Source organism: Taibaiella sp. KBW10 (genome assembly GCF_003852495.1).
Taxonomy (GTDB): Bacteria; Bacteroidota; Bacteroidia; order Chitinophagales; family Chitinophagaceae; genus Edaphocola.
Window position 1 is genome coordinate 558716 of record NZ_QAJI01000004.1, and the last position, 19333, is coordinate 578048.

Annotated in this window: 17 protein-coding genes; 13 read left to right on the top strand and 4 right to left on the bottom strand. The window is 41.5% G+C overall.

The window, feature by feature from the left end:
* Window positions 1-12 precede the first annotated feature (12 nt).
* Window positions 13-1674, top strand: a complete 1662-nt coding sequence (gene recN, locus DBR32_RS10145) for a DNA repair protein RecN (protein WP_124636197.1) — start codon at window positions 13-15, stop codon at window positions 1672-1674.
* Window positions 1675-1948: 274 nt separating this feature from the next.
* Here recN and DBR32_RS10150 read toward each other — a convergent pair whose 3' ends face one another.
* Entirely contained in the window at window positions 1949-2488 is a 540-nt protein-coding gene (locus tag DBR32_RS10150) for a hypothetical protein (RefSeq protein ID WP_124636198.1), read from the bottom strand.
* Window positions 2489-3160: 672 nt separating this feature from the next.
* Here DBR32_RS10150 and rplM point away from each other — a divergent pair.
* The 3 genes from rplM (at window position 3161) to rpsB (ending at window position 4992) form a co-directional block, all read left to right on the top strand.
* On the top strand, window positions 3161-3610 hold the full coding sequence (gene rplM, locus DBR32_RS10155) for a 50S ribosomal protein L13 (protein ID WP_124636199.1): 450 nt from the start codon (window positions 3161-3163) through the stop codon (window positions 3608-3610).
* A gap of 40 nt (window positions 3611-3650) precedes the next feature.
* Window positions 3651-4040 (top strand): 30S ribosomal protein S9, encoded by a 390-nt coding sequence (gene rpsI / locus DBR32_RS10160; protein WP_124636200.1) that lies wholly within the window; start codon window positions 3651-3653, stop codon window positions 4038-4040.
* A 160-nt stretch (window positions 4041-4200) separates the two neighbouring features.
* Window positions 4201-4992 (top strand): 30S ribosomal protein S2, encoded by a 792-nt coding sequence (gene rpsB / locus DBR32_RS10165; RefSeq protein ID WP_233559711.1) that lies wholly within the window; start codon window positions 4201-4203, stop codon window positions 4990-4992.
* Window positions 4993-5371: 379 nt separating this feature from the next.
* Here the strand turns inward: rpsB and dnaB are convergent, their stop codons facing one another.
* A complete protein-coding gene (gene dnaB, locus DBR32_RS10170; RefSeq protein WP_124636202.1) occupies window positions 5372-7015 on the bottom strand; it encodes a replicative DNA helicase in 1644 nt (547 codons plus the stop codon).
* A gap of 348 nt (window positions 7016-7363) precedes the next feature.
* Here dnaB and rpe point away from each other — a divergent pair, with 348 nt between their 5' ends.
* Entirely contained in the window at window positions 7364-8011 is a 648-nt protein-coding gene (gene rpe, locus DBR32_RS10175) for a ribulose-phosphate 3-epimerase (RefSeq protein ID WP_124636203.1), read from the top strand.
* A gap of 81 nt (window positions 8012-8092) precedes the next feature.
* Here the strand turns inward: rpe and DBR32_RS10180 are convergent, their stop codons facing one another.
* Window positions 8093-9424: a saccharopine dehydrogenase C-terminal domain-containing protein gene (locus DBR32_RS10180; protein WP_124636204.1), complete on the bottom strand. Its 1332-nt coding sequence runs from the start codon at window positions 9422-9424 to the stop codon at window positions 8093-8095.
* A gap of 138 nt (window positions 9425-9562) precedes the next feature.
* Here DBR32_RS10180 and DBR32_RS10185 point away from each other — a divergent pair, with 138 nt between their 5' ends.
* On the top strand, window positions 9563-9994 hold the full coding sequence (locus DBR32_RS10185) for a hotdog fold thioesterase (RefSeq protein ID WP_124636205.1): 432 nt from the start codon (window positions 9563-9565) through the stop codon (window positions 9992-9994).
* A 50-nt stretch (window positions 9995-10044) separates the two neighbouring features.
* On the opposite strand, the gene DBR32_RS10190 is transcribed toward DBR32_RS10185, so the two are convergent.
* The gene (locus DBR32_RS10190) at window positions 10045-11271 is read right to left on the bottom strand and encodes a 4-hydroxy-3-methylbut-2-enyl diphosphate reductase (protein ID WP_124636206.1); all 1227 of its coding nucleotides are present in this window, start codon (window positions 11269-11271) and stop codon (window positions 10045-10047) included.
* A gap of 203 nt (window positions 11272-11474) precedes the next feature.
* Here DBR32_RS10190 and DBR32_RS10195 point away from each other — a divergent pair, with 203 nt between their 5' ends.
* The 7 genes from DBR32_RS10195 to DBR32_RS10225 all read left to right on the top strand — a co-directional run bounded on the left by DBR32_RS10195 (window position 11475) and on the right by DBR32_RS10225 (window position 19161).
* Window positions 11475-11759, top strand: a complete 285-nt coding sequence (locus DBR32_RS10195; protein WP_124636207.1) for an HU family DNA-binding protein — start codon at window positions 11475-11477, stop codon at window positions 11757-11759.
* 105 nt (window positions 11760-11864) lie between these two features.
* The gene (locus DBR32_RS10200; RefSeq protein ID WP_124636208.1) at window positions 11865-11969 is read left to right on the top strand and encodes a 30S ribosomal protein THX; all 105 of its coding nucleotides are present in this window, start codon (window positions 11865-11867) and stop codon (window positions 11967-11969) included.
* Between the two features lie 80 nt (window positions 11970-12049).
* Window positions 12050-12280 (top strand): PspC domain-containing protein, encoded by a 231-nt coding sequence (locus tag DBR32_RS10205; protein ID WP_124636209.1) that lies wholly within the window; start codon window positions 12050-12052, stop codon window positions 12278-12280.
* A 92-nt stretch (window positions 12281-12372) separates the two neighbouring features.
* Window positions 12373-13050 (top strand): DedA family protein, encoded by a 678-nt coding sequence (locus tag DBR32_RS10210; RefSeq protein ID WP_124636210.1) that lies wholly within the window; start codon window positions 12373-12375, stop codon window positions 13048-13050.
* A gap of 66 nt (window positions 13051-13116) precedes the next feature.
* Entirely contained in the window at window positions 13117-14994 is a 1878-nt protein-coding gene (locus DBR32_RS10215) for a TonB-dependent receptor plug domain-containing protein (protein ID WP_124636211.1), read from the top strand.
* A gap of 9 nt (window positions 14995-15003) precedes the next feature.
* On the top strand, window positions 15004-16368 hold the full coding sequence (gene mnmE / locus DBR32_RS10220) for a tRNA uridine-5-carboxymethylaminomethyl(34) synthesis GTPase MnmE (protein ID WP_124636212.1): 1365 nt from the start codon (window positions 15004-15006) through the stop codon (window positions 16366-16368).
* Between the two features lie 255 nt (window positions 16369-16623).
* Complete coding sequence (locus DBR32_RS10225) at window positions 16624-19161, top strand: LamG-like jellyroll fold domain-containing protein (RefSeq protein ID WP_124636213.1); 2538 nt, start codon at window positions 16624-16626, stop codon at window positions 19159-19161.
* Window positions 19162-19333: the final 172 nt, after the last annotated feature.

A 19333-nucleotide genomic window follows, 5' to 3' on the forward strand; every position in this document is an offset into this window, starting at 1 on the left:
AGCAACAAGAAGGTGTTACAGAAATTACTGATCAGGAATTATGCGATTATAGACGAACTAACAATAACGTTCGATGAACACCTGAATGTCATTACCGGAGAGACAGGTGCCGGTAAGTCCATCATTCTGGGAGCGATCTCTTTAATTTTAGGAGAGCGTGCCGATACTTCTGTATTGATTAATGTAGCCGAAAAATGTATTGTAGAGGCGCATTTTGACACCGCTGGCAATGCAGCATTCACGCAATTACTACAGGAGCAGGAATTAGATATAGAGCCGATAACCATCATCAGGAGGGAAATCAGTACTTCGGGTAAATCGCGTGCTTTTGTAAACGACACTCCCGTAACGCTGACCATCCTTAATGAACTCACGTCTACCCTTGTAGACCTGCACCGGCAGTTTGACAACCGTTCGCTGGACGATAGCGGCTTTATGTATGCCGCGCTCGATGCCGTAGCTGAAACACAAACTTTAGCTACGCAGTACCAGAACGCTTTTGAGGACTATAAATTATTACAAAAACAATATCAGCAACTACTACAGGACCAGGCGGCCTGGCAGAAAGAAGCGGACTATAACCAATTTCTTTTTGATGAGTTGGAAGCGGCAGATTTTAAGGAACAGGAGATTGAGAGCCTGGAAACACAGCTGAAGCAATTAAGCAATGCAGAGCTTATCAAAAACACCTTAAGCGAAGGTTATATGGTATTGGCAGAAGGGGAACAACCCTTAACAGCCGAAATCAAAAGGATCGTACAACAGTTACAACACATTATTCCGGTATATCCAGATGCTCACGATATTGCAACAAGACTGAATAGTGCCTATGAGGAGCTGAAAGATTTGGCCAATGAATTGTCGCACCTCCAGGAGGCTGTAGACCTTGATGCAGGCCAATTGCAGGAAATGCAGGAACGCCTGGACCTTGGGAATCGTTTATTAAAAAAACATGCCCTGAGCGATACGGAAGCCTTACGTGCAGTACACCAACAACTGGCCGGTATCCTCTCTGCACAACAACAGGCCGATACAACTTTAGAGCAGTTAAAAGCAGCCATAAGTCAATCAGAAGCCGGACTCGAAAAGCAAGCGCAATCCTTGTTCAAACAACGTATCGCCAAAGCACCGGTTTTTGCAAAAGACATCAATGAATTATTGCAATTGATTGGCATGCCCAATGCTGCCTTCAAGATAGAATTGCAGCCGGCGACACAGTTCAATGCTTTTGGTAAAGACAGTATTCAATACCTTTTGGATGCCAACAAAAGCGGCAAATTTGCGACAGTACAGAAAGCTGCATCGGGCGGGGAACTGAGCCGGATTATGCTCAGTATTAAAACCCTCACGGCAAAAGCCCTGCAACTCCCTACCCTGATCTTTGATGAGGTGGATACCGGCATTTCAGGTGAGGCGGCCAAACAAGTAGGTATTCTGCTTCGCTCACTGGGTGCTTATCACCAGGTATTGTGCATCACGCACCAACCACAGGTAGCCGGCAAAGGACACAAACACTTCTATGTATACAAAGCCATGGAGCAAGGTAAAATCAATACCCGTATAAAAGCATTGGATATGGATGAGCGCATACAACTGATTGCACAAATGATTGGCGGCGAACAACCTTCTGAGGCGGCATTAAACAATGCAAAAGAATTGGTCACTGTTTCCTGATCGCACTAATATCAAATTATTTACAAAATGCCTGCATAAATTGTGCAGGCATTTTGTAAATATGATTACAGATGCGATCGGCTATAATTCCTATTATCGTGGCGGCTATATCAACCAAATAGATGCGCACAATTTTGCTTTTGCGCTACTTGTTTTAAACAAAGGCTTTCAGGCATCTACATTTTACAAAAAAGAACTACTCAAAGGCAAACCTTCATTTATAATAGATCAAACTTAAAAAATCATAGCCCTTTTCCCAAATGATAAGCGCTTCTTATTTAATTTTTACTCTTTTCCCGAATTGATATCTAATTTCTACTACACCTCTCCATACGTTTAAATTCCAGGAATAGGCTTTATAAGACCATAAATCATGCTCAAATTCCAATCCTGTTTCAAGCAAAAAACTAAGATTTTGTAATTTTTTGAACGGGGTAACTTCTACACCTAATGGCACAGAAACAAAGAAATTTGTACTATTAATAGTACCGGGGAAAAAATACTTTTGTCGCCAAAACTTTAATTTATACTCCAGGCCTGTATATAAATTTATACTTTTTTCATTCAAAATATTGTATACAACACCAACTGTAGGAGTATGCTTATATCCATGGACTTGATCTGGTGTAAAGGGTACTTCCCAATATTCATAATAATATCTTGTATATAAAGTAGCATTCTTATACTTAAGCCCTAGTCCAATACCTTCAGAACCAATGGAGCCAAATGTCTTCAGTTTATCTTGTGCATTCAATGAACTGGTTATTAAAAATGCTGATAAAACTAATTGTAAAAATTTAGATGTTGAATGCATTTCTTAAATTGATTTTTTATAATTTGTTCAAAAAAGTTAATCTTATTTCAAACTACCAACTTATTATTATTCTGTTCTTGTAAGTACCAAAAAAGAGAACGAAATCACTAAAGACATACTTGATCGTTGATAGTTTGATTTTCCAAGCAGCAAACATAGCCAACTTTTCCTATATATCAATTTCCATTTGTTCATAGATATTACAAAAATAAACCAGACTTATCGTCACCTTTTTTGTAGAAATAGAAATGGTATAATACCCGAAAAATAGTTAATTAAAATCGTTTCAAATCTTTTATAGTCTTAAATGGGTTTACCAGAGAATGGAAATTTCAAAAATTGCTACCCATTTTCGATACCCTTGCAAAGGATATTGATTCATATCAAAGTACTCAATTTATGCTACGCTGCCGGGTACAGCGCTGCTCTAACCAATCCGAAAGACAAAAAAACACTTTAAAACCTCAAAAAAGATGTTATCTTTCCAACTAATTCAAAAATGATTTCATTTTTAATATTGATTATCAATAAGTTATGGAGATAGCGTAAAAATAATTAATAAAACTGTTGGAAAAATAATGCGGGATACCTACCTTTGCGCTCCCTTTGTATGCAATGTAATCATGCATTGTTTACTTAAGTATTAATCATTAAAAGAAAAACAGGAAAAAAATGTCTCTAAATCAATTGAGCTACAGAACACAGTCTGCCAACGAGAAAATCGTAAAACGTGATTGGTTCGTTGCAGATGCAACAAATCAAACATTAGGCCGCTTTTGCTCTAAAATCGCTGCAGTATTGCGCGGTAAAAACAAAGCGTACTTTACACCCCACTTCGATTGTGGTGATTATGTAATTGTTACGAATTCTTCTAAAATTACCATGACCGGTAACAAATTAGATCAAAAAGATTACCAAACTTATTCTGGTTATCCAAATGGTCAAAAACACGAAAGTGCTAAAAACTTATTAGCACGTCGTCCTAACGCTGTTATCGAGCGCGGTGTAAAAGGTATGTTACCTAAAAACAGTTTAGGTCGTCAAATGATTAAGAAATTATTCGTTTACGATGGTGCAGAGCATCCTCATGCAGCACAACAACCTAAAGAATTCAAATATTAATATCATTTCTCCCCGGGAGGCAAAATATTACAAATAATAAATGGAAAAGCAAACAAATGCAATTGGTCGTCGTAAGGAAGCCGTAGCTCGTGTTTATTTAAGCAAGGGTTCTGGTGATATAAAAGTAAACGACAAAGAATACAAAAACTACTTCCCATTAATCTACTTACAAAACCAAGTAGAATTACCATTCAAAACAATTGAAGGTGCTGATAAATTTGACGTTGTTGTAAACGTTAAAGGCGGTGGCCCTAAAGGACAAGCAGAAGCGATTAAATTGGCTATTGCCCGTGCTTTGTGTGAAGTAAATGCAGAGTATCGTCCTTCATTGAAAAAAGAAGGTTTATTACACCGCGATCCTCGTGCTGTTGAGCGTAAGAAATTCGGTAAGCGTAAAGCGCGTCGTAGCTTCCAGTTCTCAAAACGTTAATATCGTATTTTACACTTCTTTTTTGGAGTGTGCCTAGTAAAAATTTTTTCAAAACAATATTTAATATATTCCAACAATGGAAGAAAATAAATCATTACATCAGCAGTTACTTGAAGCGGGCGTTCACTTTGGTCACCAAAGAAAAAAATGGAACCCAAAAATGTTGCCATACATCTTCAATGAAAAAAATGGTATCCATATCATCGATTTGAACAGAACAATCGAAGGTTTGGAAGAGTCTGCTGCAGCTTTAAAACAAATTGCTAAAAGCGGTAAAAAGATCATGTTTGTTGCTACTAAAAAGCAAGCAAAAGAAATCGTAGCCGAAGCAGCAGAAAAAGTAAATATGCCTTTCGTTACAGAAAGATGGTTAGGTGGTATGTTGACCAACTTCCAAACAATCCGTAAGAGCGTTAAGAAAATGCAGTCTATCGAGAAAATGTTGAATGACGGTACTTTGGACAGCGTTACTAAGAAAGAGCGTTTGACTTTAACCCGTAGCAAAGACAAAATGGAAAAAGTATTAGGTGGTATCGCTCAAATGGGTCGTGCTCCAGCTGCTTTATTCATCGTAGATATCAGCCACGAGCATATCGCTTTGTCTGAAGCAAAACGTCTAGGTATCGCTACTTTCGCTATGGTAGATACTAACAGTGATCCTACAAAAGTAGATTTCGCAGTACCTTCTAACGATGATGCTACAAAATCTATCGCTATTATCACAAACTACTTAACTGCCGCTATTATGGAAGGTCTTGAAGAAAGAGCTCAAAATAAAGAAGCAGATGCTGAAGAGCAAGAAGTAGAAGTTGCAGAACGTTTACGTGGTTTAGACTTAGACGAAGAAGAAGCAGCTAAAGAAGGCAAAAAACCAACTGCGGGTAACCGTCGTCCTGGTGCTCCTGCCGGTGGTGGTGCTAACCGTCGCCCGGGTGGTCCTGCTAAAAAATAAAATTTACAAAATTTTATATATAAATAAAAAAGGTGTTTCGTAATGAAACACCTTTTTTATTTATCTTTACAGTCTTATTTTTTATTGTTCCTAATTATTTTTCATGCAAGAAAGACTTGTAGCGCCCTGTAGAGAATTGTTTTTAAGTGCCCGTGATCATGAACAGCTGTCCAATTCCTTTTTGCGTTGTGTACAACAATGTGAGCATAAAAAGTGCTGTAAAAAATACAAAAGAGGAAAACGATGTAAATCTTGTCCCAAGCGATAAAACACAGTACACATACTACAGACTGCCCACAGCGGTCATAAGACAAAAAAAATCCCCTTAACAGATATACCAGGATGGTACACGGTTAAGGGGATTTTACTACATACTATTTTAGAACGGAACATCACCGTCATCCGGTGGCGGCTTAAAGCCTTTAAAATTACCGCCCATATTATCTTCATCATCAAAGTCAACAAAGTTATTCGCTTTGGACTGTAGCGTTTTAAACGAACTGTTATCCGGCCCGCCTTGGGTGTACACCCCGCTGTTCCCGAAATCATCAGTATTCGCAAGGCCACTAAAGGATTGATGGCCACCACCACCCCAGTCATTTTCACTCGGTAATTCAACAAATCTCTGGTATTCAAGTTCTGCTTTGAGCTTCACACTATCCAAGCGGCCATTACGGTGTTTGGCGATATTGATATGCGTTTCCCCTTTTACAGTTTCACCATTCTCATCACTATTCACCCCATGATATTCAGGACGGTAAATAAACATTACCATATCCGCATCCTGCTCAATCGCACCCGATTCTCTCAAATCGCTCAACTGTGGTATTTTGCCCTTCTCACTGGAACGGGTCTCTACGGCACGGCTCAACTGAGACAAGGCAATAATGGGGATATTGAGCTCCTTAGCCAGCCCTTTCAGCTCTCGCGAGATCTTACTGATCTCTTGCTCACGGTTACCATTCTTACTATCATTCGTGCCATGCATCAATTGCAAATAATCGATGATGACCAATTGAATATCATGTTTTACTTTCAGCCTTCTACACTTTGCCCTTAATTCAAAAATGTTCAAACCTGCCTGATCATCCAGAAACAAAGGCGCTTTAACCAGTTTATCCATCCTTTCGGTCAGCTGCACCATTTCGTAATCTTCCATCTTACCACGGCTGATGCTTTCCAGCTTCACCTCGGTTACCATACTCAACAAACGTTTTACGAGCTGTGTATTACCCATCTCCAAAGAGAATACGGCAACACCCATAGGCTTGGCATTCAACGCTGCATTAACCGCCAGGTTTAGGGCAAAAGCCGTTTTACCCACTGAGGGACGTGCCGCCAGAATAATCAGATCCGTTTTCTGCCAACCTCCGGTAATCTCATCTAGAGAAGGGAAACCGGTAGGTACACCGGTAAGATCGTCTTTATTTTTACGTGCTTCTTCAATTTCATCCAGGGTACGTACGAGAATATCTTTGATCGACTCAGAGTCTTTTTTCAAATAACTGTTCCCGATATCGAAAAGGTCTTGTTCTGCCTTATCCATCAATTCAAACACATCCGTTTTATCTTCAAAAGAGTCCGAAACAATCTCTCCTCCGATACGGATTAATTCCCTTTGGATATATTTCTGCATAACCACACGGGCATGTGAGATAACATGCGAACTGGTTACTACAGACTGAGTAATTTTGGTTAACTGATACGCGCCGCCGATCAATTCCAGCTCATCCGTTCTGCGCAATTCTTCCATGACCGTTAACAGGTCAATTTCTGATTTTTTATCTTGTAAACGCTGTATGGCACTATAAATTACCTGATGGGCATTTACATAGAAACACTCCGGCTTGGGGAGGATCTCCATCACATCAGAGAGTTTATCCTTCTCCAGCAAAATAGCACCTAATACGGCCTCTTCAATCTCTCTGGCCTGCGGAGGTACTTTACCATAAATACTTGCGGATAAATCCGTGGCTTTAGTTTTTCGTCCGGGGGTCAAATTCTTTTTTACATTCACATCCATAGCGCCAATATTTTCTAATACTTATAGGTAGAAAAGGAGAAAAATCCCCCTCCTTTTTGGGGATAGCGAAGTTAAGTTCAAAATTGCTAGGAAAGAGATTTCATTTGAAATTAATTTTTTAGCCTTACGAAGTTTGGTTATCCACCTAAATATCGGCTTTTCCCCATCGGAAAAAGGGTTTTTAACATATTTCTATAATTATGCACATAAGTTAATGCTATATCTACATCTTATCCACAATTTAAACCAAGCAAAACCAGTGCATACTCCGGAGGAAAAACAGCTTAAATCCCACGAATAAGCTGTACCTTTGCAGGCTATTAACCAATTATAAAATTCTACTATACAATGGCTTTAATAGCACCTTCTATCTTATCAGCCAACTTCCTGAATTTATCAAAAGATATCGATATGATCAATCAGTCGCAAGCTGATTGGTTTCATCTGGATGTCATGGATGGCAGATTTGTACCCAATATCAGTTTCGGATTGCCCGTGATTGATGCAATCAGCAAAGCGGCACAGAAGACCCTTGATGTACACCTGATGATTGTAGAACCGGAAAAATATGTAGGTGCTTTTGCTCAGGCTGGCGCACATAACCTTACGGTACATATCGAAGCGAGCACACACTTGCACCGTATCATACAAATGATTAAAGCAGAAGGGATGAAAGCCGGTGTAGCCGTGAATCCGCATACGCCTATCCATCTCCTGAATGACATTATTGAAGACCTGGATCTGGTCTGTTTAATGAGTGTAAATCCGGGTTTTGGCGGACAAAAATTTATTCCGCAGACTTTAAAGAAAATACAACAATTGCGCCAGTTGATTACCGAAAGTAACAGCAATGCGCTGATCGAAATTGATGGTGGGGTAACCCTCGAAAATGCGAAAACCATTATTGATGCGGGTGCAGATGTATTGGTGGCGGGCAATACGGTGTTCAGTGCACCGGATCCGGTTGCCATGATTGCTCATTTAAAACAAATCTGATAAGCAGCTTATCTATAAAAGTAAAACCCTGTACGGATTGCGTACAGGGTTTTACTTTTATAAAATAAAGACGAGCAGGGATTAACCCACAATATCCATAAATTCAACACCACATTTTTTCAATTCTTTCAGTACCGGAACATACACTTCGGGCATTACCGGAATATGCACACCGGTAAGGTTTCTGGAAGGTAAGCCGTCCTGAATCATACGCTTGGCCAAGATCGCCATAGGCAAGCCTACGGTTTTTGCCATCGCACTAAACAAACGGTTTTCCCCTTTCACCACCAGATTGGAGGTCAGGTGTACCGGAACGCCTTTACGCTCATAGGCAACCTGATGTTGCATCACCACCATATCCTTATCCATCACACCCAGTTTCCATTTTTCTTCCAGGATATCCTGTAAAATATCTGCCGCACTATAGGTGCCCTGGCGTCTGATTAATTTTTTCGCATCAAAAAGATCGAGCCATTCTAAAGCCTTCAGCACTTTGTCCTCGATCACATATTTCTCTGCTACGGTCATTCTCAAATGCTCATCGTTGGCGACACCGGTTTTAAACGCAATCCAGTCGGCATAGGTCTTACCACTCGTATCAAAGCTGTCTTCCTCATTCGTAAGATCCATTTTAACGATATAATTCCAGGCTTTGGAAAACGCCGGATGACGTAAAGTGGCTCTCACAAAAGTGCCGATGTCATTAATATCATACAAATCAAGGTATTTCAAAGAATCTCTGTTGGGATAATAACTCAAACTACCCACGCCTTCCACTTTCACTTTTTTATTGTTGGCATACAAATCGGCATACTCCAGTTTTTGTATTTTCCCATTTTCCAGCCATTCTGCTCCGGCTTTACCCGCCATTACAATATTCCGCGGATTCCAGCTAATCTTGTAATGCCAAGGATTATCGTCGCTTTCGGGTGCCACTAAGCCTCCGCAAAAGCTTTTAAAACTTTTGATTTCTCCAGCTATTTTCTGAATACTGTGAATGATCTGCATGGCCGACATATGGTCTATACCGGGGTCAAGGCCCATCTCACACATAAACAATAAACCGGCTTCTTTAACAGCCGCATCCATCGCTTTTATTTCCGGCGAAACATAGGAGGAAGTGATCAGGTTTTTCTTGTACTTCAAACAATCCTGCGCCAATAGGTAATGCAGGCTGGGCGGCAATATAGACAATACGATATCCGCATTTTGCACCAGTGCTTCTCTTTGCGCATTATTGGTAACATCTATTACTGCAGCGATACCTTTCGGATGGTTATTCAGCTTCTCCGCAATGGCTTCGGCGGAGGCGTCCATTACGACAACCTTCCATTCTTGTCGGGCATTTTTGAGCAAATAGTCAATGAGGTATGTTGAGGATTTACCTGCGCCGGCTACGAGTATCGTTTTCATGATTAATATTAAATGGTCTATTTTTGTAAATCCTTGAAGATTAATTTAGTGTCTTCTCAAATCTCTTGCAATTTCAGGAAAAGTATTCAATAAAAACATTTTCTTTTGCAAAAATAAAAAATCTAAACTAAAATAAACATGATCTGGTATAATGGCATCCCATCCCTGGCGCAACTGAACGAAATGACTACAGGTACGCTGTCGGCACATTTGAATATGAAATTTACCGATGTGGGGGAAGATTATCTTTCGGCAAGCATGCCCGTAAACCCTACAACACACCAGCCCATGGGTTTATTGCATGGTGGTGCCTCTGCGGCGCTGGCCGAAACAGTCGGGAGTGTGGCAGGATGGTTGTGTATTAATAAAGAAAAGCAGGACTGTGTAGGCATTGAACTCAACTGCAACCATATAAAAGGCAAAAGAGAAGGGCTGGTAACTGCTACCGCACGTCCGCTGCATATAGGCGCCAGCACACAGGTTTGGGATATTAAGCTGACCGATGAAAACAATAAATTGATTTGTGTGGGCAGGCTTACAGTAGCCGTGATCAAGAAAGTGCAGCTGTAAGCATAAAAAATACGCGTGAAGGTCACGCGTATTTTTTATGCTGTATATGCCTATTGATATTGTTTCATCGCTTCTTCCAAGCGTTCCGGATCATCGAACAGTTCTGATAATCTCCGAATCACATTTTCCACCAAAGCATCCGGACAACTGGCTCCTGAAGTGATCATTACGCGGAGGGGCGATTTACCAAAAGTATAATCTTTTGTGATATGTTCCTGCTTGTCCGACAACACAAAGTGTTTGATGGTTGCGGCATCGATGAGGCAGGTCTCATTATTTATAAAATAAGTAGGCAGCACTTCTTCACAAAGATCAACCAGGTGAGAGGTATTACTGGAATTATAGCCACCGATCACCAAAGCAATGTCTGCTTCGTATTGTAACATCTCTGTTACTGCATTCTGATTATCATTTGTTGCATAACAAAGGGTATCGCGGGTATCTGCAAATTGCAGCTTAAGGCCCTCCTCATCTAAATTGTAATACGTTTTGATCGTTTGCTTCAGGTATTCGGCAATTCCCTGCGTGTCGCTGGCCAGCATGGTGGTCTGATTCACCACACCGATCCGATGCAGGTCTTTGGTTACGTCAAAACCTGCGGAATATTGCCCTTTAAATTCTTCATAAAATTTTTCAGCATCTTCTGTACCCACAATATATTGTGCCAGGCGCTCCGTCTGTGCCATGTCTTTTACAACTATAGTTGGCGTGTTGGCTTTACTGTGAGAGAAAGTTGCTCTGGTCTCTTCATGATTAGGTTTACCGTGTACCACAATCGTATACCCATCATTGCCAATCTTTTCGGAACGGTTCCAGACCTTTTCTACAAAGGGACAAGTGGTATTGTATAAAGCAGGCTCAATACCCTTCTCTTTGAGGATTGCTTCGATTTCTAAAGTCGTGCCGAAAGCGGGTACAATCACAATGTCTTCACGATGTAATTCATCCCAGGAGATCAGTTGGTTTCCCTTGGTATCCATAATAAACTGCAGGCCCTCTGCAATCAGGTCTGCATTTACCTGCGGATTATGAATCATCTCACTCAATAAAAAAATACGTTTCCCTACATTATCATGAATCGCCTTAAAAGCGATCTCAATCGCATTCTCCACCCCATAACAAAAGCCGAAATGCCTCGCCAGTACAATTTCCAGATTAGGTAACCTGATGATACTCGGTGCAAAATCTTTTTTTAATTTATCCAGGCCTTTCCGATAGGACTTGATTGCGGTAATTATAGGACTTCTATAATGAATAGGGACATCAAACGATTTCATTGATGCAAATATATAGCTTTATTCTCATTAAGAAAGACGGCCATATTATATATCAAAAAAGAACCTATATTCGCAATAATCAATGCTAGCAAGGGTTTTAATTATTAAAAAAATATAAAATAAATTTGGTTATGTAGAAATATAGCCTATTTTTGCTATACACAAAAAACAATATTTCATCATTTAAAAAACAATAAAAGATTATGAACAAAGCAGAATTAATCGACAAAATTTCAAAAGACGCTGGTATCACAAAAGTACAAGCTAACGAAGCTTTAGATTCTTTTACAAGCAGCGTTATCGGAGCATTGAAAGGTGGTGACAAAGTTACTTTAGTGGGTTTCGGTACATTTTCTGTATCTGAACGTTCTGCTCGTAACGGCCGCAACCCTCAAACTGGTGCCGTTATCAAAATCAAAGCGCGCAAAGTACCAAAATTCAAAGCGGGTAAAGAATTCTCAACAAAAATCGGTGGTAAGAAAAAATAATTTTACCTCATATTATATTTTTAAAAAAGCAGAACTCAAAAGTTCCGCTTTTTTTTATACATTTGCAGCAATTCATTAAATACAAACGTTTTAAATTTATTTACCATGGGTAGAGGTGACAACCGTTCTAAAAGAGGTAAAATTTCAAGTGGTACATTTGGAGTAAGCCGTCCTAAGAAAACAAGAAATGCAAAAAAAGCAAAAGCTTAATTTGATGAAATCTTTCCTAAATAAGTATTAACTTTAGGAAAGATTTTTTGTTTAAAACAAGATTGTATAACTGTATCGCTATGGAAAACCGTTTATTACGACTAAAGAACTTTGTAGAGTATCAGGCTTTTGGCGTGTGCAGTAAAATAGGCGAAAAAATGGGTATTGCTTCGGGCAAAATCAGGTTATGGTTTATCTATATCTCTTTTCTCACCCTCGGTTCCCCGATTATTATTTATATGATTCTGGCCTTCTTTATGAATATCAGAAACTATATCTTGTTGCGTAAACGTAATCCCCTGCGTTTTTAATTTACACTTTTCTGTGTTTTAAGTTTTCCTTAAGCAAATACTACCGTATATTTCGTTACTTTTGCGTCCATATTAACCCCCCTCGGAATCAAATGGACGTTATCCTTAATTTCTTTCACAACCTTACTGACCCCAACTGGATCATTAACCACGGCGGCTACTATATCGTATTGGCTATTGTATTTGCAGAAACAGGTTTATTACTCGGCTTTATCCTTCCCGGCGATTTTTTATTGTTTATCACCGGAACGATCATTGCGAAACCAGAAGCCTTAATTCCTTTTGACGATCATTTGCATAATATGATTTTCTGGGAAGTGATGATTATTCTGGCAGCAGTATTGGGTAATATGGTTGGCTATTGGTTCGGAAAGAAATCGGGTAAATACTTATTTGAACGAAAAGACACTTGGTATTTTAAGAAAAAACATATTGTTCAGGCCAAAGATTTTTATGAAAGAAAAGGTGGCGGCGCCATTATTATGGCCCGTTTCCTCCCGGTAGTCAGAACCTTTGCTCCTATCGTAGCCGGTGTTGTCGGTATGAATTATAAGAAATTCATGTTGTACAATGTAATCGGTGCGGTAATTTGGGTAGGTGTACTGGTAACTGTAGGTTATTTCTTGGGTAGAAATCCATGGGTAGAGCGCAATTTAGAATATATCGTTTTAGGCATGGTTGCGGTAACCACGATACCGGTACTGGCCAAAATGATCTTTGGCAAAACCAAGCCAACCGATGAAGTGACTGCTAACGGGAAAACAGTTTAAACATTGCATTTTCTTCGCAAAACCATATTTATCCTTATTTGTCTACTGCCCATCGCATCCAAAGCGGTGGGTCAAGTATTTTATGACACCCTGAAAAACGTACAGGTTACCGAACAGAAAAAGCAATTCAATAATGACCTGAAGGCCGGTATGCAAACCGGCCAGACCAGAGATACCATCAGTAGCCTGACCCTAAGGCAATACCAACAATTCTCTTTAGCGACTTTACTGAGCCAGCAGACTACCGTATTTGTAAAGTCCTATGGCATTAACAGTATGGCGACGCTCTCCTTTCGGGGGGCTTCTTCGGCACAGTCTGCCGTACTCTGGAAAGGTGTTCCCATTCTGAATCCGGCTTTAGGCGTATCGGATGTTTCTATGCTGCAAACCGGTTTGTTTGATAAGATCACCTTACAATATGGCAGCAATGCGGCACTTTTGGGCAGTGGTAATATCGGAGGCGCATTACTGCTTGATAACCAACAGGACTACCCAAAGCAAAACAGCCTTAAATTAGGCCTTGGTATGGGCAGCTATGGCCGTAAGGAGGGCAATGTACAAGCACTGTGGCAATCGAAAAAATGGATTATCAAATGGAATGCCTTCGGCTTAGCCGCCAAAAATAATTTCCGCTTTGTAAATAATAATCAGGAAACAGAGGCGACAAGCCATGCAGATCTTAAAGCCTTCGGAAGCATTTTAGCAACAACCTATAAGATTGATCCTACCCAGCACATTAGCCTCGACCTCTGGTATCAGCGTTATTACCGGGAAATACCCAAAGCGCTGTTTGAAAGTCAATCCAGCAAGGAGCAAACCGATGCGGCTTTCCGCAGCTTATTGCACTGGGAAAAGCAACATCGTCTGCATACCTTTTACGCAAAATTTTCTTTGAATAAAGAATACCTGAAGTATACGGATACCTTTTACCAGATCAACACACAGAATACAGTCAATCAGTACTATCAGGAGCTGGGTTGGAAAAACACCTTTCAGCTGCGGCAAACTGCGGCACAACATACGGTATTGGTCACTTTACCCTTTCAGTATGTAGCCATTCGTTTACTATCGGGCGAAACCTATTTCCAAAACAGGCCCGCCCTGACCGGAACCTATCGCTACACGCATGGCCATCAGAAGCTCAGCCTGCAGGCCAATATACGGCAGGAATGGAACCAGGGTAAAGCCTTACCCCTGCTTTCGGGTACGGGTATCCACTATGATATTGTAAAAAATACTTCCTGGCAAATCGGCCTCAATGGAACCATACAAAGGACCTACAGGCTGCCCACTTTAAATGAATTATATAATTTCCCGGGGGGCAATCAGGAGCTCAAACCGGAACAAGGTTGGAACCGTGAAGTCTCCTATACCCTCTCCTGGTCTTCTCCTCATCAGAAAGTGCAGGTCGATCATCAGCTTAATTATTTCAACCGGCATATCAAAGACTGGATCTACTGGCTGGGTGGCGCGATCTGGACACCGCATAATATCGCACAGGTACATAACCGCGGGCTGGAAAGCAATAATACATTACGCATTCAAATCAGTGCACCCGTACAGTTACAATTAGGGCTGAAGACGGCTTATATCCTATCCACTACCGAACAAAGCTATATACCCAATGACAATAGTATCGGCAAGCAAATACCCTATACCCCCCGTTATAACGGCCAGGTGAACATCGGGCTGCACTGGAAGGAACTCTATCTTAATTATAACCATACCTATACCGGTTATCGCTTTGTGACGACCGATGAATCACAATTTACCCTACCCTATCAAACGGGTAATGTGCAAGCCTTATATAGCTTTCCTTTGGCCAAAGTACGCTGCAATGCTTCTGTACAGGTACAGAATATCTGGAATGCACGCTATGTAGTGATTGCCCAGAGACCGATGCCACAACGATATGTAGTTGCCGGTTTGCAATTTGAACTTTAATTTTACCACATGATGCATCAGGATACTATCGTTGCTTTAGCGACCGCTCCCGCCACCGGCGCCATTGGCGTCATCCGCTTGTCGGGCAGCCAGGCACTCTCCATTACCGCCCGTTTGTTTAAAGGTAAAGACCTGTACAAGCAAGCAAGCCATACGGTACATTTCGGAGCCATCATACAGCCCGAAACCGGCGTTTTGGTAGATGAAGTAGTCGTGACGCTCTTTCTCGGCGGCAAAAGCTATACCGGCGAAGATACCGTGGAGATCAGCGGACATGGTTCCTTATACGTATTGCATCAGATCATCGAATTATGCGTGGCTCAGGGCGCGCGTTTGGCCGCTCCGGGAGAATATACCCAGAGAGCCTATTTAAATGGAAAATTAGACCTCGCACAGGCCGAAGCGGTGGCCGATCTGATCGCAGCTGAAAACAAAGCTTCCCACCAGATCGCGCTAACCCAAATGCGGGGCGGCATTAGTTCCGAGCTACAGGGTTTGCGCGAAAAGCTGATTAATTTTACGGCGCTGATTGAGCTGGAGTTAGATTTCGCGGAGGAAGATGTGGAATTTGCCGATCGTACGGCCTTTAAACAATTAATAGAAGAGATCGACCAACATACCTTACAACTGATCCAGACCTTTGAATATGGTAATGCCATTAAGAATGGGGTTCCGGTAGCCATTATCGGTAAACCTAATGCCGGTAAATCCAGCCTGTTGAATGCCCTGCTGAAAGAGGAACGTGCCATTGTAAGTAATATTGCTGGTACCACCCGTGATACGATCGAGGAGGTATTGAATATCGAAGGGATTAATTTCCGCTTTATTGATACCGCCGGTTTGCGGGAGACAGAAGATGTGGTGGAGGCCATTGGGGTACACAAAGCCAAAGAAAAAATCGCTCAGGCCCAACTGATCCTGCATTTATATGAAGGCAATGATACCGAACTTTTAACCGAACTGGCAGAGAGCCTGAAAGGAAAGACCGTCTTTAATCTCCGTAATAAAGTGGATGAGCCTGAAGTGGCTGCTGATTCTCAGCTAAGCATAGAGGAAGGCTATATTTCTCTGGACATTTCGGCCAAAACGGGTTATCATTTAGCTGTGTTAAAAACGCAATTGGTTCAGCTGATCAAAGGAAGTCATTCAGAATCATCGGTGATCATTACCAATACCCGCCATAAAGAAGCTCTGGTTAAAGCACAGGAAGCCTTGCAGGAAGTACGCCATGGCCTGGAGATCAATCTGAGCGGTGACCTGCTTTCTTTTCACCTCAAAGATGCGCTACTTCATCTGGGTTCCATCACCGGCAAAATAGATATCGACCGGGATATACTCGGAACTATTTTCGGAAAGTTTTGTATCGGAAAGTAAAAACAGTTTGGCAATTCATGGTTGGATCTGCTCCTGGAATTTCCATGCCTTTTCCTTACTAAATATTGCGCACATATGCTGTAGTAATTTAACTACAACATCAGTAAAATTAAATATTTGTATAAATTATAAATAACTGAATATAAAATGCTTATATAAAAAATAAGGTAAAAAAATATGCTTTTTCTATGTCTTTAGAAAAAGCTTTTTTACTTTTGGCCCGCACAAAACATTTCCACTATTCAAGTCCTTTTTATGAACAAATTTTTAACGGCATCGCTATTATTATTGCTTTGTCCGAAACTCCATGCCCAGACATTGCCGGTAACCAACGGTCTGCAACTTTGGCTGGATGCTTCTGATGTAAATGCAACCGGCACCAACCTGGTCAATGGTGCTACTTTCTCGACCTGGAAAGATAAGTCTTCCAATAATCGAACGGTAGCCCAAATTACTAACCAGAACGTTGCGGTATTGAATTACAACCAGATCAATGGAAAACCGGTCGTACACTTTACCCGCAGTACTGCATTTAATGGATCTGTATTTAATGTAGCCGGACTGGATATTCGTTCCAGCAGCATGAATGCAGTGACCATTTTTACGGTGTACCGCCAGGGAACCAATACAGATGCACAACAAGGACTTTGGGGTAATGATAACGGAGACTGGGACCGTTTTTTCATGACTGTATACAGTGGCAGTACAGGTGTCGTCGCCATCGGGCCTACAGCACCATACAATGTTTCTATCCCTAACGCAGGCGTTACAGGGGTCACCAAATTACTGACCGCTGTTTATGACCGTGGAGTAACGAATGGTTCCACCATTTATTACAATGGTGTACCGGCCCAATCGGTTACCGATAATACACATCCTACCGCTGCCCAGAATTCTTTTTTCATTGGCTGGGATGGTGATGATAATACGTTTGACGGAGACATTGCGGAGCTAATGGTTTTTAACCGAAAGCTGACGCTTTGTGAAATCCAGCAAGTGAATAAATACCTGGGTACCAAATATGGTTATACTTATTCTACTGTAACCATTACACCGGGTGGCAGTACGGCATTGTATCCCGGCAATAATGTAATCCTTTCTGCCAGTAGCGGCACGGCTTATCAATGGCTGCGCAATGGCAGTCTAATCAGCAATGCTACTACGGCCAACTATACCGCAACAACTGCAGGTAATTACCAGGTCATTGTGACGAATGGTTGTGCCGATACTTCTGCAGTACAAGAGGTAACGCAAGTGACAATGCCCGCACCGGGACATGCCCTTAATTTCCTAGGTGGCAGTACCGGTGACGATTATGTTGATTTAGGGAACATCCCTGCAACAAGTGTAAAAAGTATGGAGTGCTGGGTAAAGTTTAATGACCTTACCGGTAGCCAGGAAATCATGAACAGATCAATTACCGGTTATGGTATTGAATTATTAGTTTTTAATAACAACCTGGCCTTTTTCTGTATGGACGGCACCAATAACTCCAGTGTAACCTACACAGACGGGGACATTGTACCGGGAAGGTGGTATCATATTGCGGCTACCTGGAATGGTGTCAATAAAAACACCATGAAACTGTACCTTAATGGTAAAAGTGTGGGCAATCTGAGTATTGTTGGTAATCCGGTTAGTGGTGTCAGCAATAGCGCCTCCTCTTTTAAACTGGGTCGCTGGTCCGATACACAACCGCGCTCGCTCAACGGGGCTTTAGATGAGGTGCGCATCTGGAATACAGAACGCACGGAAGCGGAAATACAGGCGGGTATGTACGTGCCCTTATCCCTTCCGGCTAGCGGACTAATCGGGTATTATATGTTTGATAATGGTGCGGCTATCGCGAATGGTAATAATGCCGGCCGCAATACAGTTTATGATTACTCGGGCAGCGGCAATACCGGTACCATCACCAATTTCACCCTGAATGGTACGACATCTAACTGGACAGAAAGTTATGCAATGGTTCGTCCGATCATGACCGGCGAATCTGCGTACAGCGCTTCTGGCTTCACGGCAAACTGGACTGCGCCGATTACCGGTACCGTTCAGTATTATACTCTGGATGTAGCTACGGATACTTTATTCAACAACAAGATAAGTGGCTACAATGCACGTAATGTCGGTAATGTAACTTCTTTCAATGTTACGGGCTTAACCAATAACCAGAAATATTTTTACCGCGTCACACCGGTTAAAGCAACCACAGACGGCGTAGCCGGACCATCTGCAACACGCATTGTAATGACCGGTACGCCACTAGATTTCACATTGGTATCCTTTGAGGCCAAGGCTTTGGCGCAAAGCGTACAACTCCACTGGATAACGGCAAAAGAAACGGAAACAGATGCATTTGAAATCGAACGCAGCACTAATGGTACTGACTTTATCATAGCAGGTCGTGTAGCTGCTGCCGGAAATAGTGCACAGCCGACCGAGTACCTGTTTATGGATCATTACCCGGTAAAAGGGCTGAACCTGTATCGCCTAAAAATGATTAACAAAGACGGCACCTGGTCTTATTCACCGATTCGCAATGTACGCTTCCAGGCGGAGGACATTTCCACTCATCAGCTTTATCCTGCACCGGCCAAAAATAGAGTTACGCTGAAATTATCGGCTGCACCATCCACGACCCTGCATGCCTACCTGTATGATATGCATGGCCGCGTGATAAAGCAGCAGCACATTATACAGCAAGAAACGGCTATTGATCTCCTGGATATTGCCCCTGGACAGTATTTATTGGTATTGAGCGATGGCACCAGCTTTAAAATGGAAAAGATGTAAGTGAATAGCTTATAACTTAATTAAGAAAGGGCAGCAATTTATTATTGCTGCCCTTTCTTAATTGTAACAAAATATCTTTTCTAATTGCAATTTGATAGTGTAACTGGTTTTATAAGTATTATAATCCCCCTTACTCCATTTTCATTCCTGGAGAAGTATGTTTATATGGGTT